General features: G+C 35.1%; 25 protein-coding genes and 2 pseudogenes. 3 read left to right on the top strand and 24 right to left on the bottom strand.

Annotated elements, in window-relative coordinates; all coding sequences use genetic code 11:
- The first annotated feature begins 37 nt into the window (after positions 1-37).
- Genes secB through cysE form a run of 3 tightly spaced genes read left to right on the top strand, consistent with a single transcriptional unit; the run spans position 38 to position 2402 of the window.
- Positions 38-514, top strand: coding sequence for a protein-export chaperone SecB (gene secB / locus C6H66_RS02550; protein WP_036811245.1), 477 nt, complete (start codon positions 38-40; stop codon positions 512-514).
- Positions 514-1536, top strand: a complete 1023-nt coding sequence (gpsA, locus tag C6H66_RS02545) for an NAD(P)H-dependent glycerol-3-phosphate dehydrogenase (RefSeq protein ID WP_105394727.1) — start codon at positions 514-516, stop codon at positions 1534-1536. The genes secB and gpsA overlap by 1 nt, the downstream gene beginning before the upstream one ends.
- Before the next feature lie 44 nt (positions 1537-1580).
- On the top strand, positions 1581-2402 hold the full coding sequence (gene cysE / locus C6H66_RS02540; RefSeq protein WP_036811250.1) for a serine O-acetyltransferase: 822 nt from the start codon (positions 1581-1583) through the stop codon (positions 2400-2402).
- Positions 2403-2501: 99 nt separating this feature from the next.
- Here the strand turns inward: cysE and C6H66_RS02535 are convergent, their stop codons facing one another.
- The 24 genes and pseudogenes from C6H66_RS02535 to C6H66_RS02410 form a co-directional block, all read right to left on the bottom strand.
- Positions 2502-3200, bottom strand: a complete 699-nt coding sequence (locus C6H66_RS02535; RefSeq protein WP_105394726.1) for a class I SAM-dependent methyltransferase — start codon at positions 3198-3200, stop codon at positions 2502-2504.
- A 578-nt stretch (positions 3201-3778) separates the two neighbouring features.
- Positions 3779-4267: a tRNA (uridine(34)/cytosine(34)/5-carboxymethylaminomethyluridine(34)-2'-O)-methyltransferase TrmL gene (gene trmL, locus C6H66_RS02530; protein ID WP_105394759.1), complete on the bottom strand. Its 489-nt coding sequence runs from the start codon at positions 4265-4267 to the stop codon at positions 3779-3781.
- Between the two features lie 193 nt (positions 4268-4460).
- Complete coding sequence (locus C6H66_RS02525) at positions 4461-5159, bottom strand: class I SAM-dependent methyltransferase (protein ID WP_105394725.1); 699 nt, start codon at positions 5157-5159, stop codon at positions 4461-4463.
- Positions 5160-5415: 256 nt separating this feature from the next.
- A pseudogene (locus tag C6H66_RS26585) lies at positions 5416-5635 on the bottom strand (IS256 family transposase); the annotation flags it as partial.
- A 78-nt stretch (positions 5636-5713) separates the two neighbouring features.
- Positions 5714-6421, bottom strand: a complete 708-nt coding sequence (locus C6H66_RS02515) for an NTP transferase domain-containing protein (protein ID WP_105394724.1) — start codon at positions 6419-6421, stop codon at positions 5714-5716.
- On the bottom strand, positions 6418-7371 hold the full coding sequence (locus C6H66_RS02510; protein ID WP_248000594.1) for a DMT family transporter: 954 nt from the start codon (positions 7369-7371) through the stop codon (positions 6418-6420). The genes C6H66_RS02515 and C6H66_RS02510 overlap by 4 nt, the downstream gene beginning before the upstream one ends.
- Positions 7355-8257 (bottom strand): choline kinase family protein, encoded by a 903-nt coding sequence (locus C6H66_RS02505; protein ID WP_181150136.1) that lies wholly within the window; start codon positions 8255-8257, stop codon positions 7355-7357. Before C6H66_RS02505 ends, C6H66_RS02510 begins: the two co-directional genes overlap by 17 nt.
- Before the next feature lie 61 nt (positions 8258-8318).
- Positions 8319-9029 carry a LicD family protein gene (locus C6H66_RS02500; protein WP_105394721.1) on the bottom strand — a complete coding sequence of 237 codons (711 nt, stop codon included), beginning with the start codon at positions 9027-9029 and terminating at the stop codon, positions 8319-8321.
- Complete coding sequence (gene galE / locus C6H66_RS02495) at positions 9029-10048, bottom strand: UDP-glucose 4-epimerase GalE (protein ID WP_105394720.1); 1020 nt, start codon at positions 10046-10048, stop codon at positions 9029-9031. Before galE ends, C6H66_RS02500 begins: the two co-directional genes overlap by 1 nt.
- A gap of 103 nt (positions 10049-10151) precedes the next feature.
- On the bottom strand, positions 10152-11249 hold the full coding sequence (locus C6H66_RS02490; RefSeq protein WP_105394719.1) for an ISAs1-like element ISPlu18 family transposase: 1098 nt from the start codon (positions 11247-11249) through the stop codon (positions 10152-10154).
- Positions 11250-11838: 589 nt separating this feature from the next.
- Entirely contained in the window at positions 11839-12684 is an 846-nt protein-coding gene (locus C6H66_RS02485) for a 3-hydroxyacyl-CoA dehydrogenase family protein (protein ID WP_105394718.1), read from the bottom strand.
- Between the two features lie 244 nt (positions 12685-12928).
- A pseudogene (locus C6H66_RS02480) lies at positions 12929-14804 on the bottom strand (polysaccharide biosynthesis protein).
- Between the two features lie 9 nt (positions 14805-14813).
- Complete coding sequence (locus C6H66_RS02475; RefSeq protein ID WP_248000593.1) at positions 14814-15425, bottom strand: sugar transferase; 612 nt, start codon at positions 15423-15425, stop codon at positions 14814-14816.
- A complete protein-coding gene (locus tag C6H66_RS02470) occupies positions 15426-16583 on the bottom strand; it encodes a DegT/DnrJ/EryC1/StrS family aminotransferase (protein ID WP_105394717.1) in 1158 nt (385 codons plus the stop codon).
- On the bottom strand, positions 16580-17773 hold the full coding sequence (locus C6H66_RS02465) for a glycosyltransferase family 4 protein (protein WP_248000592.1): 1194 nt from the start codon (positions 17771-17773) through the stop codon (positions 16580-16582). The genes C6H66_RS02470 and C6H66_RS02465 overlap by 4 nt, the downstream gene beginning before the upstream one ends.
- A 51-nt stretch (positions 17774-17824) precedes the next feature.
- Positions 17825-18703, bottom strand: coding sequence for a UDP-3-O-(3-hydroxymyristoyl)glucosamine N-acyltransferase (locus C6H66_RS02460; RefSeq protein ID WP_105394715.1), 879 nt, complete (start codon positions 18701-18703; stop codon positions 17825-17827).
- Positions 18688-19326, bottom strand: coding sequence for a PIG-L deacetylase family protein (locus tag C6H66_RS02455; protein WP_105394714.1), 639 nt, complete (start codon positions 19324-19326; stop codon positions 18688-18690). Before C6H66_RS02455 ends, C6H66_RS02460 begins: the two co-directional genes overlap by 16 nt.
- A gap of 683 nt (positions 19327-20009) precedes the next feature.
- Complete coding sequence (locus C6H66_RS02445; RefSeq protein WP_105394712.1) at positions 20010-20570, bottom strand: hypothetical protein; 561 nt, start codon at positions 20568-20570, stop codon at positions 20010-20012.
- The gene (locus C6H66_RS02440; RefSeq protein ID WP_105394711.1) at positions 20567-21577 is read right to left on the bottom strand and encodes a glycosyltransferase family protein; all 1011 of its coding nucleotides are present in this window, start codon (positions 21575-21577) and stop codon (positions 20567-20569) included. Before C6H66_RS02440 ends, C6H66_RS02445 begins: the two co-directional genes overlap by 4 nt.
- Positions 21574-22374, bottom strand: coding sequence for a hypothetical protein (locus C6H66_RS02435; protein WP_105394710.1), 801 nt, complete (start codon positions 22372-22374; stop codon positions 21574-21576). The genes C6H66_RS02440 and C6H66_RS02435 overlap by 4 nt, the downstream gene beginning before the upstream one ends.
- A gap of 438 nt (positions 22375-22812) precedes the next feature.
- A complete protein-coding gene (gene wecB, locus C6H66_RS02425) occupies positions 22813-23931 on the bottom strand; it encodes a non-hydrolyzing UDP-N-acetylglucosamine 2-epimerase (protein WP_105394708.1) in 1119 nt (372 codons plus the stop codon).
- 5 nt (positions 23932-23936) lie between these two features.
- The gene (locus C6H66_RS02420) at positions 23937-25016 is read right to left on the bottom strand and encodes a DegT/DnrJ/EryC1/StrS family aminotransferase (protein WP_105394707.1); all 1080 of its coding nucleotides are present in this window, start codon (positions 25014-25016) and stop codon (positions 23937-23939) included.
- 14 nt (positions 25017-25030) lie between these two features.
- Positions 25031-25618 carry an acyltransferase gene (locus C6H66_RS02415; protein ID WP_105394706.1) on the bottom strand — a complete coding sequence of 196 codons (588 nt, stop codon included), beginning with the start codon at positions 25616-25618 and terminating at the stop codon, positions 25031-25033.
- Positions 25619-25635: 17 nt separating this feature from the next.
- Positions 25636-26685 (bottom strand): Gfo/Idh/MocA family protein, encoded by a 1050-nt coding sequence (locus C6H66_RS02410; protein ID WP_105394705.1) that lies wholly within the window; start codon positions 26683-26685, stop codon positions 25636-25638.
- Positions 26686-26698: the final 13 nt, after the last annotated feature.

The following is a 26698-nucleotide window of genomic DNA, read 5'->3' as shown; positions in this document are numbered from 1 at the left end:
AAAAATTTAATAAGGACATCTAAAGGTAACAATTATTATGTCAGAACAAAGCAATACAGAAATGGCTTTCCAGATCCAACGCATCTACACCAAAGATATCTCTTTTGAAGCACCAAACGCACCGCAAGTGTTTCAACAGGAATGGCAGCCGGAAGTAAAACTGGATCTGGATACTGCTTCCAGTGAGTTGGCTCAAGGGGTTTATGAAGTTGTTCTGCGTGTAACTGTAACGGCCACTTTGGGAGAAGAGACAGCATTCCTATGTGAAGTACAGCAAGGGGGTATTTTCTCTATTGAAGGTATCGAAGGAACGCAGTTAGCTCACTGCTTGGGTGCATATTGTCCGAATATCTTGTTCCCATATGCTCGTGAATGCATCACTAACTTGGTTAGTCGTGGTACCTTCCCACAACTGAATCTGGCTCCAGTAAACTTTGATGCCCTGTTCATGAACTACCTGCAACAGCAGGCAGAACAGTCTCAGGGCGGTGAACAAACTGAACAGGAAGCTTAATGAATAGTACTGTTTCTATGACAGTGATCGGTGCCGGCTCATACGGCACCTCATTAGCCATTACGCTGGCTCGTAATGGCCATAATGTTGTACTTTGGGGGCACAACCCAGAACATATCCGGGCATTGCAACAGGCGCGTTGTAATCAGGCATTTCTGCCGGATGTTTCCTTTCCTGATAGTTTATTGCTTGAAACAGACCTGATAAAAGCATTAACAGCAAGCCGTAACATTCTTATTGTGATACCGAGCCATGTGTTTGGTGAGGTATTAAAGCAGGTAAAACCTCATCTACGGTCTGATTCACGTATCGTCTGGGCAACTAAAGGTCTGGAAGCGGATACCGGTCGGTTATTACAAGATGTGGCCCGTGAGATATTGGGCAATGAAATACCGCTAGCGGTGCTTTCTGGCCCAACATTTGCTAAAGAATTAGCGGCTGGTTTACCCACTGCGATTGCTATTTCCGCGACGGAATCTGCTTTTAGCGACGAACTCCAACAATTATTCCACTGTGGCAAAAGTTTTCGGGTTTATAAAAATACTGATTTTATTGGCGTTCAACTTGGTGGTGCCGTAAAAAACGTGATTGCCATTGGCGCGGGGATATCTGATGGTATGGGTTTCGGTGCTAATGCTCGTACTGCCTTGATTACGCGTGGATTGGCGGAAATGAGTCGCCTTGGTATAGCGCTTGGCGCTGATCCTTCTACCTTTATGGGCATGGCGGGATTGGGCGATTTGGTCTTAACTTGTACTGATAACCAATCACGTAACCGTCGCTTTGGCATGATGCTAGGGCAGGGAATTAGCGTTGAAGAAGCCCAGGATCAGATTGGACAGGTTGTTGAAGGTTATCGCAATACCAAAGAAGTACGTGCGTTGGCTGATCGTGCCAATGTCGAAATGCCGATTGCAGAACAAATTTATCAGATACTCTATTGCAATAAAAATGTGAAAGAAGCTGCTCAGGCATTATTAGGAAGAGCCAGAAAGGATGAGAGCGATGATGTGCGTTCTTAAATAAAAATCTAATGAAATAGGTTCTAAATGTGAGAGTAAAAAATATGTCGCTAGAAGAATTGGACGAAGTTTGGAAGAACATAAAAACAGAAGCGAGAGCACTGGCTGAATGTGAACCGATGTTGGCCAGTTTCTTTCATGCAACATTACTCAAGCATGAAAATCTGGGCAGTGCCTTAAGTTATATGCTGGCTAATAAGCTGGCTACGCCGATTATGCCGGCTATTGCTGTGAGAGAGATTGTAGAAGAGGCTTATCGTTCAGATCAGAAGATGATTGTCTCTGCTGCCCGCGACATCATAGCAGTACGTCTACGTGATCCCGCTGTAGATAAATACTCAACTCCTCTGCTGTACCTCAAAGGATTTCATGCTCTACAAGCCTATCGTATTGCCCACTGGATTTGGGGAGAAGGGCGTAAAGCATTGGCTATTTATCTGCAAAACCAAATCTCGATGTCTTTTGGCGTTGATATTCACCCGGCGGCAAAGATTGGTTGTGGCATTATGCTTGACCATGCTACAGGCATAGTGATTGGTGAAACGGCAGTAGTGGAAAATGACGTTTCTATCCTGCAATCCGTCACTCTTGGTGGTACTGGTAAAACAGGGGGTGATCGTCATCCGAAAGTTAGGGAAGGGGTGATGATTGGCGCAGGTTCGAAAATATTGGGTAATATCGAAATTGGCCGTGGGGCGAAAATTGGCGCAGGTTCGGTTGTATTGCGCTCTGTTCCACCACACACAACAGCCGCTGGGGTGCCTGCCCGTATCGTCGGTAAACCTGAAAGCGAAAAGCCATCATTGGATATGAACCAACACTTTAATGGTATCAACAATGGCTTTGAGTATGGTGATGGAATTTGACTTTTCGAAATATAGATATTAGTAATCATTATCATATTTTCACATATTAAATGTGGAAATATGATTTTGCATGCTTAACTTATTTAGAGCTTTTATAAATTATTTCCTTGCTACACCTATTATAATATAGTGCCAATGTTTAGGAACGACTTTATTTATAACTTTATTATCTAACATCCCTAAAAATCTTCTTTGAAATTCACTCCTGCCAAACGTAGCAAGGAAGCCTAATGTTGTATAATCAACATTTGAAAATGCTGATAGATAATCTGTCATTTCCCTGGCGGTAACATAGCCCCAGGTATTTCCCCAATTAACATAATTTTTCCTGAGGAATTTATGCAATGGTGATGCAACCAAATTTTCTGCAAACCAAAGTTCACCTCCTTCTTTTAATGAATGAAAGATCTGATTAATAGCCTCTTTTTGTGCTATTTTATTGAAATTATAACCGACAGCACCTAATACTGACTTAAACATAACAATATCGAAATGGTTCTTATATTTGATATCCGATGCGTTTAATTTATCATATTGAATGCTCTTTTCTATATGATAACGCTTATGTTTCTCCAGTGCTTTTGGCGTGGGGCCATCTAAATCAGTACATAAGACATTCGCTCCATTTAATGCCGCCCATAATGATAGCCCACCATTTCTACTACCTAGCTCTAGAATATTAGCTGATTTTAAGTCTAATCCAGAATGATCTTGCCAATATTTTAAGGAATAACTCCAGTTATATATGTCCCATTCTATGACATCATGGAGAAATTCTTTTGAATTTTTTGCTTTCATAGCGTAACCAATATATATCAATGAAAATGAGTTGTTTTAATACTAACTTTATTAAATTATTATGATCTAAATAGTCTTATCAAATAGTAGATCATTTGAGGGAATTAACCCTGATTAAGTTATCTGAATCGATTTTCAAAGAGAAAAAATTCCTCAATAGGGTTAAGTTATACTAATCATAGCACCTACGTCCTGTGATAAATGATGATTTAGCGCAAAAACTTGTTCAGAAAACCTAGGATAAAAACTATGCCCTTGATGTCTTACTGCTTTCCTAACGATACATCAGGTCATTCTGCCACTTACATCTCCAAAGTCTGGTTGTACTCTGTCCATCTTCTGTCGGATGTGATATTGGAATATTGAGCTGATAACTATCATGGTCGTACCATGCTTTATCTATCTGAGGAACATGACGAAAAGGGTTGTTTGGTTCTCACCGTGGGTCTGGTGCAGAGCAGCTCCTATACTGTATTTCTGTGACCCACGCAAAGAGGAAAAAATTGCCGTGATATGATCAATAACACGTTGAACCATTGCAGAAGTGTGTAGCGATATTAGGCATATTTATTGGCACACTATTTTCTAATGATAGCGCCCTGATAATCTAATTGCCGCCAAGCTTCAAAAACAACAATGGCAACTGAATTGGAAAGATTCATACTGCGACTGTTTGCTAGCATTGGGATACGAATTTTTTGTTGTGGTGGCATATTATCCAATACATAAGGTGGTAACCCTCGGGTTTCCGGCCCAAACATTAAATAATCCCCGGCTTGATAACTTACAGCACTATGTGCCGGAGTTCCTTTTGTTGTGAGAGCAAACAAACGAACAGAAGACTCTCCTGTTAATCCTTCATTCTCTAAAAAGGTAAAATAATCATGATGTTGTTTAACATTGGCGAACTCATGATAATCCAGCCCGGCTCGACGTAGCCTTTTATCATCCCAGGTAAACCCCAGAGGTTGAATCAGATGCAATTGAAATCCGGTGTTAGCACAAAGACGAATAATATTACCGGTATTAGGTGGGATTTCAGGTTCAAATAAGACGATGTTTAGCATAATGCCCCCCAGAAACAAGGGGCACAGGTTAGCAGAAATCAGGAAAGGATGCAGGGGGATCTTCATCGATATTCCTATTTATCTATTGAAAGATCTTTTCCTGTTGAGACATTAGCTTGTATTGTGAGCCTAAACGCGAAAAAACATCACTGGATATAATCTAATAAACTAAAATTTTTAGATATTCTCTGGATTATTTTTTTGCCACACCGATTATAATATAATGCCAATGTTTAGGAACCACTTTATTTAGGACTTTATTATCTAACATCCCTAAAAATTTTCTTTGAGATTCATTCCTGCCAAACGTAGCAAGGAAACCTAAAGTTGTATAATTAACATTTGAAAATGCTGATAGATACTCAGTCATTTCGCTAACAGTAACATAGCCCCAGGCATTCCCCCAATTAACATAATTCTTTCTGAGAAACTTATGCAATGGTGATGCGATTAAATTTTCTGCAAACCAAAATTCCCCACCTTTTTTTAATGAATGGAAAATCTGATTAATCGCCTTTTTTTGTGCCGATTTATTTGAATTGTAGCCAATACCACCTAATACTGATTTAAACATAACAATATCAAAATGGTTTCTATATTTAATATCTAATGCACTTAATTTACCATATCGAATTCTATTTTCTATATTATAACGCTTATGTTTCTCCTGTGCTTTTGAAGTAGGGCCATTTAAATCCGTACATAAAACATTACCTCCATTTAATGCTGCCCACAGTGATAATCCACCATTTCGGCTTCCTAGTTCTAGAATATTAGCTGATTTTAGTTCTAGACTAGAATAGTCCTGCCAATATTTTAAAGCATGACTCCAATTACATATATCCCACTCTATTACATCATTGAGTAGCTCTCTTGAGTTTTTTGTTTTCATAAAAAAAACGACCAATAGACTAATTATTTTGATAATACTTTTATAGTGAATTATTAAGATCTAGTGATACATTATTTTTTAATGATGGTATTTTAGGAAAAGATTACAGGAGGGTTTGCTTGACAGGAATTTCAGATAGATAGGCTGTACTCGTTGATGCTTTTGTTTCAATCTTCTCCTTAAATATTTTAGTGTTATTCAGTAAATTCACGGCGATGTGTTTTATCCGAGATGACAATTCTACTGAGTCGCTGCGCTGGTTCTTATCACTGAGTAACGTTTTAGACGAGTAACTGTTACGGGTATTATAGCCTGATTTTGGTGTATTTTCTTATATCTAAGATAGTCAGTTCCGCGTTCAGCGCAGTTTTGACGATCAGCTTAGTGAGCATATAGGAAAACTAATTGAGATCTGCTTCGGTTTTGACGCCTTTAGCCAGTTCGGTTGCGAGCACTTTAAACTTTTTGTCCATAATTTGCCTGTCCTATGGTGTTGGAAGAAACATATTAAAAACAGGCAATTACACAATCTAAATTATAGTCTCAGGTTCAAGTTAAGATGATGTATAGCATGCTTTGATCATTGTATCGCAAATGTAATGATAGTTTTCTATAGTATCCATTTCTGCCGCTTGATTTTTTCCTACTAAATGTATACCAACCTTAATTTTATCAAGTAGCATGATTGGAATATTATCCCAATATAACTTGCTGTTTTCCAAATTTTCTTTATTTAAGAACTTTGGTATTTCTTTCTTAATAATTTCGCATGATACCTCATCCCAATACGAGATACCTAAAAGAGAAGGTTTATTAGCATTACTAACTTGGATGTCTTTGATTAAATTTTGTTTAGATAATATGGGTATCCATTCAGCATCCTCACTTTTAGGTCGTTTGATAACGTAATAGATACTTTGTTCTAAAGAGGTGAAGATATTATCTAGTAGAACAACGTCTGCATCTATAACAAGTGAGTTCTTGAAGAAATCAGATGCTAAGTAAAAAGAATATATACTATTATAATTGGCATAATTAGGATTATAAATTAAGTTACAATCATATCCAGTTGCAAGATAGTCGAATAAGTGAGCCATATGTCCAGTAACTATGTGTATTTCCTGTATACCAAACTCATGTAAATATTGAATTGTACGCTCAATATTAGGTATACCATTGATGGGTAGCAAGGCTTTATGGTTTTCTTTGGTTAGGTTATTAAAACGAGAACCTAAACCGGCTGCTAATATAATTGCATTCATTTAAGTGTAAAAATTAAGTTTTTGATATTACGTGGATTTGCAGCGATCAGCAATGAACCTGTAGAGACACCTATGCATAGGAGCAATAGCTTTACAGAGATGGGTTCATCGATAAGCAAATAAGCAAAAATCACTGCCCAGATAGTATAAGTGATATTTAAACCCATAGCACGGATAGGTTGGAGCATACTGATCGCTTTGTAATAAAAAAAGTATGACATCGTTGCTGCCAGAGAAGTTGCAAATAATAAGGAGTATAATGCCATATTTGAGAAAATATGTACAACACTAGGAAAAGAGTGAACGAATAGTATGATAATTACTAGGTAGCCTACAGAGGATGATAATTGCCTGATAAAATAAGCGATATCGGCAGGTATATCTTTATTCATCCCATACGAGCTGATAACAACTTCAGCACTCCAGCCTAGTGCACATATAAAAGCGAAAAGAAAGCCGAGCCAGCTAGATGTTGTCTGAGTTGATGTTGAGTAACCTAGTATCATGGTACACATAACGGCTAATATTAATCCCAATATACCGAGAAGATGAATACGATCTTTGAGTAGAAAAAAAGAAATTAGAGCGCCAATAGCAGGATAAGTGGCCGAAATAGTTGCTGTATAGCTAATACCAATGTACTGAATAGCTAAAACATAACAAGACATACCCATTGGGCCACCAAACATAGCCGCCAGTATAATTATTCCATTTTTCTTGTCCTTGGGGATAGAGCGTATTGCTTGGTATTTTCCTTGAAGTACAAGATACATAAATATGTATCCGCATGAAATCATATCATTCAGGAAGGCGAGTATAATGGGGATAAGAAAATAAGAGGAAAGGGCGCTATCTTTTAACAATAATGCTAGAAGCACGCCGCTTAACCCCCACAAAACACCAGAAAACAGCCCATAGGCATTTGCAGTAGCTTTAAAGTTGGTGAACATAGCTATTTTTGTACCGTTCCATTAGCTTATAGGCCCGTTTTAAGCGGTTAATTCCATAATTCCCAAATTTTTCACCATTTTCCTCTTTTACTATTGTCCATATTGTCCAGAGAACATCTTGGGAAAATTGAAACAATAATATCTTTTCTAGTGCATTTGGCATTATATTTTCCCCAAAATATTCAGCTAGAAATAGTTTCTGTTCTTCTTGTGTATAACCACATTCCAGAAATAGTGCAGCTATATCAAACATAGGATCATTGATACCTGAATATTCCCAGTCTATAAAATAGACATTTTCATTTAATTTTAGAATATTTTCAGCGACTAAATCGTTGTGGCAAGGTCGATGCTCTAAGCCAAGATTGTTTAAAATAGCTTCAATCTGATGGAAAAAATCCAATACTTCTGCTGTATGTTCAAAAGGATAAGGAATAATTTTATTGTGGAGTAATGACCAATAACGATGGAATTCAGTAAAGACATTAAATGAATTATTAAAAGCTAGATCTGATTGATGTAAATATTTTAACTGCTTACTAATCAATGGAATATTAGCTGAGTTTCTTGCGTTAATTGGTGATAAGGTTTCAGAGCCGCTTAAGAACTTTGTTGCTTTTAAGCCAGTATTGTGATCAAAATAGAATACTGGCACATTAATTCCTAAGGACGAAGTTAATTCGCTATTGACTTTTTCGTGATACCTATTAATGAAACATTCTGTTTTTCTGCCTGGCACACGCAAAACTATCTCTTGGTTATTTAATTTAACCAAATAATTACTGTTGGTCATACCTCCGATCACGGAGATTTCAAATTTATCATTTACTTCTAGCTTAAATAGCTTTGCAACAAACTGTTTGATTTCATTAATATTTTTTTTCATTTCGTCAAAAGAGAAAGTCATTCATGATTATAAAATAGCTAATTTTATTCTAAATAAGAAATTAATAGAAATAATATTTTCCTACCCCAATTGGCTTAGTGTATGAGTATCGATCAGGAATGTACTCCGTTTCTATGACAGGTATCATATAATCTTTACCATAGTAGTTAGTTAGATACTCAGTAGTATTTTTAGGTATAAGAAAGTTTCTACCTTTAAACTCGGTATTAGTTAACTCGAATGAAGGACAATAATTCTCGAAAGTAGTGCATTCTCCTTCTTTAATACTGCCTTTAATTTTCGGTTCTCCAAAGTCACCAAAGTGATGACAAATCATGTGCTCTTCTTTTTTAGAATAGAAGAAGATATCTACTTGTACACCTCTTAAGGAATAAGTATATTCGAGTGCTGTTTCCCCTTTATCTTTCTCAAACTTTTTGAGTTTCTTAAAACCTTTGGAGATTAAGGATATTTCAATTTCATCTGAAAAATCAGATAAGTACATGCCAAAATCCAGATCATTATCATGTACGATAAAATCTTTTTCTCTTATTGCACCCAGCAAAGTTCCCCAGTCCAGCCAGAATGTTTTGTTAATACTTTCCATCGCTTCCTGAAATGCATACAAAGCAGCCAGATTATATTTGTGATATCTCTTATTTCTCTTAATCTCCTCTTTTGAAGAAAAAATTGAAGGAAGTAGGATAAATCGGACATATCTGAAAAGAGGGTTCTTATCTATATTTCCTTTTAGTTTTTTAAATATCACCATTATTGATTGCCATATCCATAGGGGTTGTTTATTTGCCAATTCCAACTATCACGCATCATATCGTCAATATTGCGTGTTGCTTGCCAGCCAAGGGTATTGAGGGCTTTGGACGGATCAGACCAACACTCAGCAATATCCCCAGGACGTCTATCTGTAATTTTATATGGAATTGTTTTACCTGATGCCTTTTCAAAAGCATGAAGTAGTTCAAGTACAGAATAACCAGCACCTGTTCCTAAATTAAAAACTTCATAGGATTGCTGTTTATCCAGATAGTCAATAGCGGCAATATGGCCTTCAGCCAAATCCATCACATGAATATAATCACGAACACCGGTACCGTCTTTGGTTAGATAATCGTTGCCATACACTGATAAACATTCCAAACGGCCAATGGCAACCTGAGTGATATAAGGTAACAGGTTATTGGGAATACCGTTAGGGTCTTCGCCAATCATACCTGATGGATGAGCACCGACAGGATTGAAATATCTTAAACTGGTGATTTTGAAACTTGGCTCGGCTGCGGCAAAATCTTTCAGAATCTGCTCGACCATCAGCTTGGAGGTGCCATAAGGGTTGGTGGTACTACCTACTTTAGCATTTTCCGTGAGTGGTACAAATTCAGGATCACCATAAACCGTTGCCGATGAGCTGAAAATCAGTTGATGTACGCCGTTGGCACGCATAGCCTGCAATAGAACTAGAGTACCAATAACATTGTTTTGATAATATTCAAGTGGCTTTCTGGTAGATTCACCAACCGCTTTTAATCCGGCAAAATGAATTACAGATTCTATTTTGTTTTCTTGGAAGATTTTATTTAGTAAATCTAAATCAAGGATATCACCTTGATAAAACTTCACTGATTTGCCAGTAAGATTTTCAACTCTGTGAAGAGATTCGGGTGATGAGTTACACAGATTATCAATAACAACAACATCAGCTCCTCTTTCTAGAAGCGCTAATATGGTATGTGAACCGATATAGCCAGCTCCTCCGGTGATTAGGGTTGGCATTAATATTCCTTTGTACTTTCATTAGTTGTTTTTGAATTCATGATGATTTAACCCATCCCTATACACAATCATCGACAGGGCGGGATTCCACTTTGTATTTAATTTAATCAAAGATAAGTTGACTACGGAATTCCCCTGACCAAATGGCTCTTCGACGTTTAGCCGCCTGACTGTCTTTTATATTGGTATTCTGTTTAATCACGCTTAATGCAATTCGGTTAAAAAGCGCCATTTGTGCAGCCCCATCAGGATCTTTGAGTGAGATAGCATCTTCTCGAAAAGTGACATCTAATACCCAATGCAGCTCGTTTTCCACCGACCAGTGCCTTCTTATTGCCTTAGCCACGATTTCCGCCTCCAACGGTAGCGAGCTGACATACCAGCGTGAATCACGATGAGGAGGCTGACCTTTTACGCTTCGTTCACTGACGACTTCAATAACACTTTGTATTGAAGGCCATTGCCGCCGAAGGACCTCCGGCAATACGGCACGAATTTGCATGACATGCCGAAATTCTGTCCGTCCATGACCGCTATTTTTCTGCGTAAATTCAACAAGCTCATCACTCTCATAATGCGAAGCAAAATACGATTTGACCCATTCATAGAGGGTCTTTTGATTGCCTTTAAGACCCACAATAAAATCACCGCCGCGCTGAGTAATTAACGCAAGAGTTTCTTTCTGGCAATGCAAGGCATCCATAGTGACAATCGCGCCATCAAGCGCCAGTAATTCAATCAATTGTCTGGCAACCGGACCTTCCTGACCTTTGCTTTCGGCTGCCTGATGGTATAGGGCTACACCGGATTCAACATCATAAGCACTGACCACATGCAGGGCTTCAAATAATGTCCCCTTACAGGTTCCTCTCAGGGTTTTTCCATCAATGGCGATAAGACTTTTTCCTGCCCTGACCCGACGCTGGTTGATCCAGGCATAAAAGGCTTCAACCAGTGCATCTTGCTCTATCATTTTGATAATATTAGCAATACAGTGACGACGAGGAATACCGTGAGTAAAATGCGTGTATTGTTTAAGCCACTCGCTCTGTAACTCACCAAATTCCTGAATCGATTTCCAGCCAGAAGCGCCGCATAATACCGCGGAGAAGGCTAAAAAAATCACATCCATTAATTCATGTTTTTTATTGATGTCAGAGCGAGGGTCTTCTATCTTGCTGATAAAATTAAAAATACTCATTATTAGGATCGCTTTTTTATGGAAGAGAGAGATCTTAACGTTTTAATGAGAGAAATGCCTATAAAAAGTCATATTCTGATTTTTACTTAACCAAAATAACCTTATTAAAATGTGAGATCTCACCCTGCAATCATCGATGATTATCATTTGGCCTTTCGCTTTTTCCGGCCTCGTATTCCTAAACAATCATAGCTTGCTCTTACTAGTTCGTTTATCTACCGGAATTATATGAGGTTACTGTGTTTCATTCCAATGTGATCTGAGGAGATAGATCTTTCGTTAACATCTGCGGTTCAAAACTCATGATACATCATTTGTGAAAAGGTATATATTTGTATGCTTTTTTACTGAAGTTTGATAGTCGCTTTGGCTCCATAAACATTACGATTCTTGTCAGAATTCTCTTTGTTGTGTATGGCTACGTTATCTCCAACACTTTAAAATTACTTTTAACACACCGCCAGGTAAGAAACTATTGGTGAGATAGTCGGTTTCATCTTATTTAATTACAACTTATTGGCTGAAACAATCAAGAAGCAGTTTCGTACCGCACCACATAGTTATTTACAAAGTCGAGATTATATTAAATTTAATATTTAAAAAATCCACAACCAGTTTTACGACCTAATTTATTAGCTCTGACCATTTTTCTTAATAAAGGATGGGCTCTATATTTAGGGTCCCCTGTTTCATTGTGGAGATTTTCCATTATTGAAAGATTTATATCATTTCCGATTAAATCTGCTAAGGACAGTGGGCCAACAGGATGATTGGCACCTAGCTTCATTGCTTTATCAATTTCTTCAGCGTTAGCTACACCTTCAGCAAGGATGCCAATTGCTTCATTAATCATGGGAATAAGCATTCTATTAACAATAAATCCAGGAGCTTCATTAACGATAACTGGTTCTTTATTAAGTTTTTTAACAAAATCTACAGCCCAATTGATAGTATCCTGAGAGGTTGTTAAGCCAATAATAACTTCTGTAAGCTTCATTACGGTTGCAGGATTGAAAAAATGTAATCCAATGACGTTTTCAGGCTTTTTAGATAGGCTTGCAAGTTCTGTAATAGATAGTGAAGACGTGTTTGATGCGACGATAGTATTGTCTTTTACTACATGGGATATTTTAGTAAATATTTCTCTTTTAGTTTCCATCTTTTCTGGAACAGCTTCTATTACACAATTTACATTAGATAAAAGAGAGTAGTCATCTATTAGTGATATTTTATTTATATAGTAGAACATATTATCTTCGGATAGCTTTTTTTTCGCAATCATTCTCTTCCATTGTTTTTCTAATTCTGTAAAGGATGTCTTACATTTATCAAGGGTTCTTCCTACCCATAGGATAGATGATACAGATTCTGTTTGTGCCAAAATCTGAACAATTCCCTTTCCCATAACACCTTGACCAATCAATCCAATTTTCATTTCTAACAGTCCTATTAATATTCATTCTAGAAGTAACTTCAAGTTGATAAAATAATGAATTATGCAATATAATATCATCTAGAAGTCATTTTAGTCTTAATTTTATAATTCCAGCTATTGCGTATAATATATGTTGTTTACTTACCTAGGATATCTATTTGTGATCTTGTGGATAATCATTTTTTATACCATTTTCAGAAAAATATAAAGCAATTCCTATTCATCAAGCCAGATAATTTAAATACTACTTTAAAAGATCGTAAATATTATCTTTGGGATGAAATTCAATAGGAGAATCAACAAGAATCTTTCTGATGCTCTCGAAATCATAATTTTCACAACATATTTTTAGGCTATTTAATAGTGGATTTAGCTTATCCCAAGTTAGAAAAGCTTCATTGGCTGTCATTATTCTAGGGTGATTTGTACTAGAAATATTATCACCAATTAATAACTCTTCATAAAGTTTCTCGCCTGGTCTTAATCCCGTAATTCTGATTTCTATATCACCATGAGGATTTGTTTCATCTTTAATTGTTAGGCCAGAAAGGTTAATCATTTTCCGGGCAAGATCATAAATTTTCACTGATTCTCCCATATCCAGAACAAAAACATCGCCATTGTTGCCCATTGCTCCTGCCTGGATAACCAATTGGGCAGCTTCTGGAATAGTCATAAAATAACGAGTAATATCTTTATGAGTTAGAGTTATTGGTCCACCGCTTTTTATTTGTTTCTCGAAAAGGGGAACGACAGAACCAGACGAACCAAGAACGTTGCCAAAACGAACCATTGAGAATTTTGTATGACTATTTTCTTTAGCAAAAGCTTGCAATATAAGCTCTGCAAATCTTTTAGTTGCTCCCATTGTATTTGTAGGGCGGACAGCTTTATCTGTGGAAATTAATACAAACTTGTCAACTTTTTGATTAATTGCTGCTTTGGCAAGTGAGAATGTACCAAAAATATTATTATTCACACCTTCTGCCGTATTCATTTCTACAAGGGGAACGTGTTTATATGCAGCAGCATGATATATTGTATTAATATTGAACTTACTGATTATCTTATTTATCTTATCTGAATCTTTTATGTCACCTAAAATAGGAACAATACTTATACTAAGATTTCTTTCTAAATTTATTCTTTGCAGTTCTTTTTCTATTGAGTAGAGACAGTACTCTGTTAACTCAAATAATATCATATGAGCTGGAGACTGAGTGATAATTTGTCGGCATAGCTCTGATCCTATTGAGCCGCCCGCTCCTGTAATAAGGACATTTTTATTTTTAATATTTTTACATAGTAAATCTTGTAATGGATTGATTTGTTCTCTTCCCAAAAGATCATTAATAGAAACTCGTTTTAGTGAGTTTATTTGTGCTTTACCTTCAACCAGATCATTAAAGCTTGGGATTGTGAGTATTTCACAATGCTCTTTTTGTAGTTTCTCAATTATTTTTTTTTCTATCGGATATTGAAGCACTAGGTATTGCTAATAATATCTTCTTTATATTATATTTTTCTACTAAAAGTGTTATTTTTTCTGGAGAAAAAACACAAACCCCATGAATAGATAAATTATGTAATTTTGAGTTATCGTCAATAAAAACGATAGGATTGAATTCTCTATGTTCTCTTAATATTGGCAAAAGTTGACGACCGGATTCTCCGGCACCATATATAATCACTGGGGTGCCTTTATCTTTTAATAGATTGAGCAACGCTCTGTATAAGAATCTGGTGCCACAGAGTGATATAACTAGAAAAGAGAAATAAATAACTGTTACTGTTCTAGGCAAAAATGCTTGTTGATATAGGGAAATTATAGTCAATAATAGAGTGGATAGAAATGAACCAACAATGGCCCATTTTAATATACTCATATTAACGTATTTTATTATAGATCTATAGAAACCAATTCTTAAAAAAATAAATAGCGTGAAAGGTATAGTGAAAATAATGGTTAGCCAATGCTGTAAGCTATAAATGGGTACATCTCTATCAAGGCGTAGCCACATACTTAGCCAGTATGAGAAAATGATCATCAATATATCTACTGACAGAAGAACTATGGTCTTTATTAGTCTATCTTGGTTAAAAACTATTCTTTTATTCATAATTTTTAATTACCTAAAAACTATTTTATAAATTGTCTTAAAAATAATTCTAAGATCATAGAATAGGGATTTATTATCAATATATTCTAAGTAGTATTTGGCTTTTATAGGCATAATAATATCAATATAGGCTTGATGGGGATCTTTATATTGACTTAATATCTGATTCTCATCGATCATTTCTATGGAGGCTAAATCTGTTATGCCTGGTTTCACAGATAATATTTTATCTCTTATGTCACCTGGATATTTGTTCATAAACTGTGGGACTTCGGGTCTTGGTCCAACTAAACTCATTTTTCCTTGGATGACATCAATGAGTTGTGCTAGTTCGTCAAGTTTGTATTTACGTATAAATTTTCCAGAATTCGTAATACGGAGATCATTACCTATGGTGAGTTGTCCTTTTTGTTCTGAGTCAGTAGCCATACTCCTAAATTTGTGGATATAAAAATCTTGATTATATTGGCCTACCCGTTTTTGTCGGAAAAAAATGGGCCCTTTTGAGTCCATTTTTATCCAAATAGCTATCACAATTAAAATAGGAGAAAGGAGAAATAACCCAATTGAAGATGAGATAAAATCAAAAATTATTTTTATAATTGAATACATTGCTTTCATTTATTCAAGAATCTCTTTAATTGTATTGACAACGTAGATTTGATCTTCTTTTGTCATCCTTGTATATAAAGGAATGGATACAATATTTTTAAAACTTTCTTCTGCTACGGGGAAATTATTTTTATCTAGGGAATAGGTATTTCTCCATATTGGTTGTTTATGTAGTGGGATAAAATGGACAGAACATCCTATATTTTTCTCTGCCATTTTCATTATAAAGTCATCTCTTGATATTTTGACTTTATTGTTGAGTCGGATAGCGTATAGATGCCAGGCATGTTGACTATTAGGTTCTTTAGGTCTAGTGGGTAAGGTAATTGGCAGATTTTTTAATTCATTATCATAGAATTTAGCCATTGCTTCTCTTTTCTTCTGAAAAGCATCTATTTTCTGTAATTGATGAATACCAATCGCTGCACAAATATCTGGCATGTTATATTTATAACCCGGCTCAATGACTTCATAATACCAAGCTGGTGTTTTAGATTGGTATCTGTCAAAAGCATCTTTACTAATCCCGTGGAGACGCATTACTTTTGCTCTTTTAATGATATCTGGATTTCTGGATACTAGCATACCGCCTTCAGCTGTCGTCATGGTTTTATTGGCATAGAAACTAAATACGGTTACATCGGTGTCCAGAGTACCAATTTTCTTTCCTTTATATAAGGTCGGGAATGAATGGGCTGCATCTTCAATTATTCGTAGATTGAATTCTTTAGCTATAGCAATGATTTCATCCATGTCACATGATAAACCGGCAAAGTGTACAGGGATAATCGCTTTGGTTTTGGATGTGATTGCTTTTTTTATCGCTGTTGGATCAATATTCAGGCTATCAGATAAAGAATCAACAAAAATAGGGTGAGCGCCCAGATAACGAATAACTTCCGCTGTTGCAGTAAAGGTGTAGGTAGGGACAATGATTTCATCACCAGACTGGATACCAATGGCTTCTAACGCTAAATGTAAGCCAGCTGTTGCTGAATTTACCGCGATTGCTTCAACATCAGAACCCAAATAGTGAGCAAAATCTTGTTCAAATCTTTTAGCTTTAGGGCCAGTAGTTATCCAACCTGTTTTGAGTGAATCAATGACTTCATCGATTTCAGATTGTCCAATTTCAGGTAATGCGAAAGGAAGGAATTTATTATTCATAATTTTTTCATCACTTGTAAGAATTTATCAGCCAAAATCGAATAAGTATGGTTTTTTAGTACATAATTTTTACCATTTTTTCCCATTTGACTTCTTTCTTCTGGGGAATATTGGCTCAGTCTTAACAGACCATCGGCAATCGATTGAGGCGATTCTGGGTTTACAGTTAGGCCACAATTAACATCAGTAATGGGATCATTTCCGGCTTCAATAGAACTTATAATAATATTTTCAGCCATCATATAGTCCATTAATTTATTTGGAGAAACACCAAAGCGATAAATTGGTGTTTTATGAGCTCCAATGTAACTGAAGTCAAATAATTTCAGTAAGTTCGGCATTTGTTTTTTTGTTATTGGATCGAAAAAAGTTATATTTTTTAGATTTAGAGATTCTGAATATTTTATAAGATTTTCTTTCTCTAATCCTGAACCAACGAGAACAAAATGAAAAGATTTTTCTCTTAAGATATTAGCTGCATCTATCAGATAGGTTAATGCATTAGGTATTCCATGGGATCCTGCATAACCAACAATAATTTTTCCTTTATTTTTTAATACATTAATTTTGAGCTTAATATCATCTGGTATAGGTTCATGGTTACTGTCTTCCCAATCAGAGTATACAATTCCATTAGGAATTATATGCAATTTATCTATGTTTAATCCATGTTCTGCAACATGTTGATGAACGTTAGGTAACATAGATATAACAGCATCTGAATTTTTATATGCGCTGTTTTCAGCTTGTTGGCATAACATTATAAAAGGATGTTTAGGAGACATTCCCCCTAATTCTATTGGCGATAGAGGCCATAAGTCATGAATTTCATATATTAGTTTTGCTCCAGATTTCTTTGCTATATGTTTTGCAATCCATATATCTAATGGATATGTACTGGAAGCAATGATAACATCAGGTTTGATTTCATTAATATTTTTTTTCCTATTTAGATTTAAAAAAACTTGAAATAAAAAAGAAAAAATATTTATTACACGAGTGATTCCGTTTCCATTGTATACTCTGGTTGGATACCAGATATAATTTATACCATTAATATTTTCTTCTGTAATTTTATTGCCCACATTAGGCTGTCTAGCTCTTACATGGGAAAATGAAGATGCCAATATGGTTGTCCTATGACCATGTTTTAGCCATTCTTGTGCCAAATAATATGGGCGAAACTCCATTCCATACTCTGGACTTCCAGCATAATGGTTAATATATAATATATTCATAGATTATTTTATATCTCGGATCTTTTTAGCTGGATTACCTGCAAAGACAGTTGAATCTGGTACATCTTTTGTTAATACAGCTCCTATGCCGATAAGAGAGCTATTACCAATATTCTTTTTCTGAATAATTGATGCATTTGGGCCAACCCATGCATTATTTCCAATGTGAACTCCTCCACTAATTTCAGCGCATGCAATAATGAAGGCACCTCTTCCTATATGGCAATTATGGGCTATATGGACTAAATTATCGATCTTGGCGTAATCTTCAATTATAGTGTCTGAGAGAGTACCTCTTGATATACATGTATTAGATCCAATCTCTACATTTTCCCCAATAATAACCCCCCCTAAATGTGGGAAACGAATAGGTGTACCCTCTTCTGTTCGTTCAAACCCAAAACCATCGCCTCCAATAGATGAATTCGCTCTTATTCTTGAGTTTGATCCTATAATTGTACCTGAGTGTATTACCACATTATGCTCAATTTGGACATTATCATGAATAATACAACCATCTTCAATTACAACATTGTGTCCTATAGATACAGTCGGAGATATTTGAGATTTAAATGCGAAATGACTAAATCCAATACTATTTTTTAAAAATTCTAAGATTCGGATAAAATCAAATCTTGGATTTTTACTAATTATTAATCCTGTATTTTCGTTTCTAAAAAATTCTATATCAGATTTTTGACAGACTAATGTTACATTAGGATTTAATAATTCGATATCACTTTTTATAAAAGAAAGGCTACCTTCTTTTATCTGGTTAATAGGAGATACATTAGTTATATTAGTATTATTTCCATGATAAGGTAAATTGAGTTTATTACAAATTTCTTCTGTTGAGATATTTTTTATTAATTGATAACACATCTTATCACCTCGAAGCTTTCAGCATATTCTGCTCCTATTTGAACGCCTCTTGTTCTTGCTAAAGAAAATATAAAATCTTCTGACATATAATCTCTATTGCCCTGTGATTTATATTCTCGTAGAGCAGATACTTTCTGATTAATGTGTTTTTTTTCTAATTTTATAAAACAGGTGGTATCAAAAGATAAATTATTCCAAATCAACTCATATCCAAGTATAGTTGTATTTTTGAATGCTCTAAGTCCTTCTTGCGATATGGTCGTATGATCTTGATGTATGTCCTTCAGTGAAGGCATAAGAATAAGATCAAAATTATTGTTTTTTCTGATTTTTATTAAATTTTCTAGGATTTCTTGCCTGGCATAATTCAATTTTCTTACTTGGTAATTAAAAATTATTAAATTCTCATTTTTTATGCCTAATGCTTGAGTTGCTGCTTTAACTTCTGTTTTTAGGATATCTTTTGGCATTCCTTCAGGAACAGATTCTTCTGCGGTTGAAAAAGCAACATAGGTGATATTTGTTCCACTTTCAATTAATTTGGCTATAGTGCCTCCAGCTCCTAATTCACCGTCATCAGTGTGAGGAGCAAGGATAAGTGCATTATGGAATATTCTATTCATAATTGTAGTCCTTGAAATTTTTTTTTGATAATACGCTTTTAGATTTTTTAGAAAGTTGTTTTGCTATTCAAACATCCAAAGGATAAATACTTGATGTAATAAGGATATGGCTAATATTGTAGCCCAGGAGTTCTCACATAATGATTAAAATGTATACTATGGCTATAGTGTCTTTTTGTAGAGATTATTTTTATAGATAAAAATGAAAATAAATATGGGCAAGTAAAGTATCAAATTAAATGGTAAAACTTTAAAATATAGTGCTAAGGTTGTTGAGGATAATAAAAAAATAATGATGTATCTTATATATTTCGGTACTAGCAAAATGCTGCTTAGTGAAGCAGCCAAGAAGACAAATAAAAAAAACTATAGCAAGAAAGTAAAATTCCGACATATTACTGGCTAAAAGATAAAACCCAATGTTCATAATTGCTAAAATAATAAAGAGATATTTTGTATTTTGCAAATATTCTGTATAACCTTTAATTGCTAAATTGCGCCGTAGTGCTATTCCGAAAACCGCAGCCATTGGATCATATAGTATAGAAAAATATTTGATAGTCTTTTCTGAGAATTCATTAGACATGTAAGAACCGTTTGATAATATTTTAAAAACCATATTTTTAAATAAAAATAATGTTAATAAATAATCGACTCCAGATAAGACTTCAGGAAAGTCCCATTTAATCTTGGTTTTTTTTTATCTTAAATACTAATGTGATAAGATTTAAATTAAATATAATAATTAGTATAGTAGTTAATAATTCTCTATATATGATATTTAGGAAAAATTGCGTATTGGTCATGTAACCAATAAAAAATAAAATTGCACATATAATTGAACTACTCATTGAAGATAAATTTTCTTTTAAGATAAAATTATCTATATCCGTTATTTCACCGTAAGTAGTTAATAAAAGGCGAATGGGAAATAACAAAAGACTTATTGATAGAATAAGTAAGTTTATATTTACGTCCAAAGTGATGAAAGCATAAATGAATCCTAATATGACAAAAATAAAAGACCATGATAAATATGAGTATGTATCTTTTCTATTTTTCATTATGGAAATTTTTAAAGGGAAAAGAAGCATTCCATAAAAAAGTTCAGTTAATACTAAATATTGGAATTGTAAATTAATTGATTTTTCAGGCATCCAAAGAGCAAGTGCAGAGCTATATACAGATATACTTATTGCTTTTGCAATAAAAAAACTTCCATAGGTATGTAAGATTTTTTTCACGATAGTAAGTCTTTTCGAATGAAAGACGCTATTTCTTCTTCTAAAAAGGGTATATTTGACAGATGCTTGCTTTCATATTTTTCAGATGCATGTAAGATTTTTATGAAGTCTTCACCTGTTTTATAGAAATCATTAACATATATTTTCCACTCTGTTTGCATTGCATAGTTAGAATTCGATATGATTTTTAGTTTAAAATATAGATATTCCCATAATTTTACAGGTGCACAAAATTTTGTATTTATGGGAGTATTAGAGTAATTTAATAAACCAATATCAGCTACGGAGTAAAAATAGTTAACTTCATTTCTTGATATAACCCCAAAATATGAAACATTTTTTAGGTTATCAAAGTGATTATTTTTATTTTCTTTTATAGGGCCAATTAAAATTAAATGGAAGTTTGATAACTTGGCGAAGCTTTTTGCAATTATATCAATGTCCCTACCTTTTTGTATTGAGCCTGCATATATGACAATTTTTTTACCTTTGTCTTTTAAGTCCTTAATTGTTTTTGATTTATTCTTGCATACATTAGATATTGTCAATGTATTCGAGTCTGGATAATTATAGATGATCTTTGATTTTTCTTTTAAGAATAGTCTATTTTTGTTATTTAAATAGAACCTAAATCTGCTTTCTGATGGAAATATAATTTTATTTGCTTTTTTTTGAGCATAAATATGTGTTACGTAAAAAATAAGGTTTCTTATTTTATTCTTTATTTTATTGTTATCCACTTGATATTCATACATTTCCAGTGAATAAAGAATGATCTTTGCTGCTGGTACTTTTAGATAAATATTGCAGTAAATAAAAGTAATTGGATCATCTACGAAAATATATTTTTTATCTTTCAGATTAGAGTGGGAATGAAAAAATATTATTGAAAATAGTTTTTTTTCTATAATGTTTAATTTTGAATTTGATAGTTTTTCTATTGCTGATATCAGAGATATTAATACAGGATGTTTTTGTGGGTTATTTCTGGTTATAAATGCAGTCATAATTTCCTCAATAAACTTTTAGTAAAATATATAGATAAAGAAAAAGAGCTTAGGAGTATTAAATACAAGTATCCGTAATATACAGAACCTCTAATGCTTAATATAACAAAAATCAACACTCCTATTATTAGTAAAGAATTGTTTATATTTATTTTTTTTAGTGATTTATTGGATAGATAAATGATAATAGTATATATTATAGGTAAAATAACAGTTCCAAACCAACCAAAATTAGCAAAAGAGTCTCCATAAATTGTAGGATGAGCACTTCCTTTCATAATTGCGTTTTGAGAGTCCACTGCGCTATATGTAACTTTATAATATAAATAAATTGGATTTTCTATGTTATTGGTTAAACCAAAATAATATAAAAATTTGTTTATTAGAATAATATATGTTTGTCCTAATAAATAGTCATTATTAATAAAGTAATGGAAGGTTTTTGTATATTGTGAATATAATTCTCTTTCTATTCCTGCATTCCAAACGGTTCTTATTATTTCTATAATATGTTCTGAGTTTAATGTGTTTAGACTTCCTAACCAACGGATAGTCATAGATGAAAGATATAATAATGTTCCTAAAATAAATAAGGAAAGTATTTGCTTAGGTTTAAGTGGTTTTTTGGATTTCCCGACAAATATACATAGCATTAATAGAATAAAAAATAATTTTATTCTTAATATTATTATTATAAATAACAACGTAATAATGGTAGGTAATATCTTTTTTATATGATCTTTGTTAGAAATGGATATAACAAGATAAGCAAGACTAAAACCTATAGATATGTACATTATGTTTCTTGATACGTTACTGTTCTCCAGTTCAACACTTAAGTAATCCCATCTAAGGAAAATATCCGAAATATTATTAACTGAAACTATTAAAGATATAAGCGCAATTAATGACCAAAGGAGAGCTTTTCTATGAGATAAAGTTGCATATTGATTATATGTTATTTTATTAGGGAAATTTACATATTTTTTTTTTCAAAAAACTATATGTAATAAAAAGAAGAATATTACTTATTATAATATAGATATAACAAATTATATTTCTATAAACCTCTTTGAATTGAATGTCCAATATCAAATTTAAGCTAATTATGATATTGATTGATAATAACACTATCCAGAATATACTCAAAATTACGTTATGTTTATCCTTTACTAGAGGTATAATGAGAGTCATTATATTAATAGCAACGAAAATATAAATTAATAGCGTCATATTCATAAGTTCTTTAATATGTGGACTATTTTCTTTGCTGCTTGCCCATCTCCATAAGGATTCGTGCTATTTTTCATATTATTATATATTTTTTTATCTTTAAGTAATAATGTAACGCCCATTATTATTTTATTGGTAGAAGAACCTATTAGTTTGACACTACCTGATTTTATAGCTTCTGGACGTTCTGAATTGTTTCTCATTACTAATACAGGTATATTTAATGATGGGGCTTCTTCTTGAATACCTCCTGAATCTGTTAATATTAGATAAGATTTGCTCATTAAATAAATAAAAGATAAATAATCTAGTGGAGAAATCAAAAAAACATTAATAACATTGGATAGTATGTCTTCTGCGGGCTTTTTTATATTGGGATTTAAATGTACTGGATAAACAAATATAATATCTTTGAATTCATTTGCCAAGTGTTTAATCGCATGACATATATCATTAATTCCTTTTCCAAAATTTTCTCGTCTATGACCTGTTATTAAGATTATTTTTTTAGAAAAGTCTATAAATTGAAACTCGTTCTTAAGTTTATTTTTTATAAAATCATTACTATTTATTTTTTTAATTGTTTCTAATAAAGCATCTATTACTGTATTACCTGTAATATAAATACAATCTTCTGGTATACCTTCATGAATTAGATTATTTTTTGCTTCATTAGTTGGTGTAAAGTGTAGATGGCTAAGAATACTAATAAGTTTTCTATTTCCTTCTTCTGGCCAAGGGGAGTAAATATCATTTGTTCTAAGGCCAGCTTCAATATGTGCTACCTTGATTTTTTTATAATATGCAGCCATACTTGCTACAAAAGATGTTGTTGTATCTCCGTGGACCAATACTAAATCAGGCTTTGTTTTATCAAAAATATATTCTAAGTTGACTAAAATCTCACTTGTTATTGATGTTAGATTTTGATTTTCTTTCATTATATTTAGATCAAAATCGGGCTTTATTCCAAACAGTTCAATGACTTGATCTAGCATTTTTCTGTGTTGGCCTGTTACACATATTATGGAATGTATATTAGGGTCTTTTTCTAGTTCTTTTATTAACGGAGCCATTTTTATAGCTTCAGGTCTTGTACCAAAAACAGATATTATTTTCATGTTTGTTACTTGATCTCAAATAATTTAGTGATTGATCTTTGTTCTTCTATTTTCAAATAAGGATGCATAGGCAAACTAATCACTTCCTGGGCTATTTCATCACCGACAGGCAGAGCAATATGGCTGGCTACTGCGGGTTGTTTATTCAGGGGAATGGGGTAATGAACGGCGGTGGGAATACCTTGTTCTTTTAATCTGCGTTGCAATTCATCGCGGTTTTTAACCCGGAGAGTATATTGCGCATAGGCTGAAAGATTGTGAGGCTCAATATACGGCGTGGTCATGATACCGATGTTGTTTAATGCGTTATTGTAGTTTTCTGCCACCCGCTGACGTAATGTCATTTCTTCATCGAATATCTCCAGTTTGGGCAACAGAATAGCCGCTTGCAGGGTATCTAAACGGCTGTTCACCCCGATTCGGATATGGTGGTATCGTCGGTCTTGTCCGTGTCGGGCAATTTGGCGAATAATTTTCGCCAGTTCTTCATCGTGGGTGAAAATAGCTCCACCGTCACCGTAACACCCTAACGGTTTACTGGGGAAGAAACTGGTGCAGGAAATTGTAGTGAGGTTACAGGAACGCTTGCCTTTATAGGTGGCGCCAAAACTTTGGGCCGCGTCTTCTATCACGGTAAGATTATATTTTTCGGCGATGGCATTGATTTCGTCAAAATCGGCACATTGACCAAATAAGGAAACCGGAATGATGGCTTTGGTTTTTGGGGTAATTGCGGCTTCGAGTTGGGCTGGATCTAAATTATACGTCGTGGGCTTGACGTCAACATAAACCGGAACTCCGCCCAGTAGCGCAACGGTTTCAGCGGTGGCAATGTAGGTAAAGCCCGGGGTAATTACTTCATCGCCCGGTTTGATGCCAATCGCCATTAAAGCAATTTGCAGGGCATCGGTGCCATTGGCGCAGGTAATGCAATATGGCGCCCCGGTATATTCAATGAGCCTGTCTTCTAATTCGGCGACTTCAGGCCCTAAAATATATTTTCCATGCGCTAATACTTTCTGGATATTCGCGTCAATTTTATCTTTAATTTTAAGCTGCTGTGCTGCCAGATCGGTAAATTGCATGCCTTGGTCCTTGATTATTTAATGCGCACGACAATGTTGTTATTGAGCTGATAAATATGATGGGTGTGCGGGCAGGTAGCTGTCGCTTGGCCGTGTAGAGGTAAATCTAACTGTTCGCCAAATTCACTCATCCAGCCAATTTGTTTGGCCGGCACCCCCACCATCAGGGCATAATCAGGAACATCTTTATTCACTACCGCGCCGGCGCCAATAAAAGCATAGGCGCCAATGGTGGCGCCACAAACAATGGTACAGTTGGCGCCTAAGGTGGCGCCTTTTTTTACTCGCGTATTTTTATATTCACTTTTTCTTTCAATGAATGAGCGGGGATTATAGACATTGGTGAACACCATGCTGGGACCACAAAATACCCCGTCTTCCAGATGAACATTGTCATAAACCGAGACATTATTTTGTATTTTGCAGTGATTGCCGATAGTGACTTGATTGCCAATAAAGACATTTTGTCCTAAGGAGCAACCCTCGCCAATTTGGGCGCCAGAACAAACATGGGTGAAATGCCAGATACGGCTGTTTTTTCCGATTTGTGCCCCTGCATCCACAATAGCGCTGGGATGTATCATTACGTGTTCCGCTGACATGAGACCGGTTCCACAGGTTAATAGGTTAAAGGCAAAGAAATGGTTTTATTATCTCTGGCGGATAAATAGGCGGCGATAAGCAGTTCTAATGATTTTAGTCCTTCCCGGCCATCGGTTATCGGTTTGGCTTCGCCTTTCATCACATCAATGACATTTTTATAATAAAGCGGATGACCAAATCCGTACACCGAAGTGGTTTCGTAATTGGCGGCTTTGACTTGCTGGTCATACTCTTTTTCGTCAGCGAAATGCCATTCCTGAATTTCATTGACAGCTAAACCCCCCACTCTGACCGTGCCTTTTTCGCCTAAAATGGTGATGGAGCCTTCAAGATTTTGAGGATACGTGCACATGGTGACGGCCATCGATCCTAGTGTGCCATCCCGCCAGCGGATATTGAGTACCCCGGTATCTTCCGTTTCGATATCTAAGTGGGTCGAGGTCATGGCCTGAACATCTTTGACCGGGCCGATTAGCCATTCAATTAAATCCACATAGTGGCTTGCCTGATTCATAAAGGCGCCGCCATCAAATTCCCAGGTGCCGCGCCAGGCGGCCTGATCATAATAGGCCTGAGGACGGGTCCAGAAAACGTTGAGGTGGACCAGGTGGATTTTGCCAAACCGTTTTTCACTGACCGCCCGTTTCAGTAATTGCAGGGTGGCGTTTAAGCGGTTTTGTTTGACGACGAAGAGGTGTTTTCCGGCTTTATCCGCCGCTTTAACCATGTTTTCTCCCTCAGCCAGCCGGGTGGCCATCGGCTTTTCGGTGACGACATGAAAACCTTTATCAAAGCAGGCCATCGCCTGTTCTGGATGCAGGCCGGAGGGGGTGGTCAGGATAATGATATCGGCGGTGATGTTATCCAGCATCGTCTTTAAGTCGCTAAAACCCGGTACGCCGGTTTTTTCTACCGCCGTGTTTAATGCATTTTGATCGTTATCACAGACGGCCACTAATTCGGCCGTTTCTTGATGTATTTCCAGAGAATTGAAATGATTTTTAGCGATCCGCCCACAGCCGACTAAAGCAAATCTTATCTTTCTGTCGTTGATAATACTCAGCATGTCTTGTCCTAAG

The organism is Photorhabdus hindustanensis (genome assembly GCF_002968995.1).
GTDB lineage: Bacteria > Pseudomonadota > Gammaproteobacteria > Enterobacterales > Enterobacteriaceae > Photorhabdus > Photorhabdus akhurstii.
Note: the sequence above shows the minus strand (reverse complement) of the source record. Positions and strands in the feature narration are given on the sequence as shown.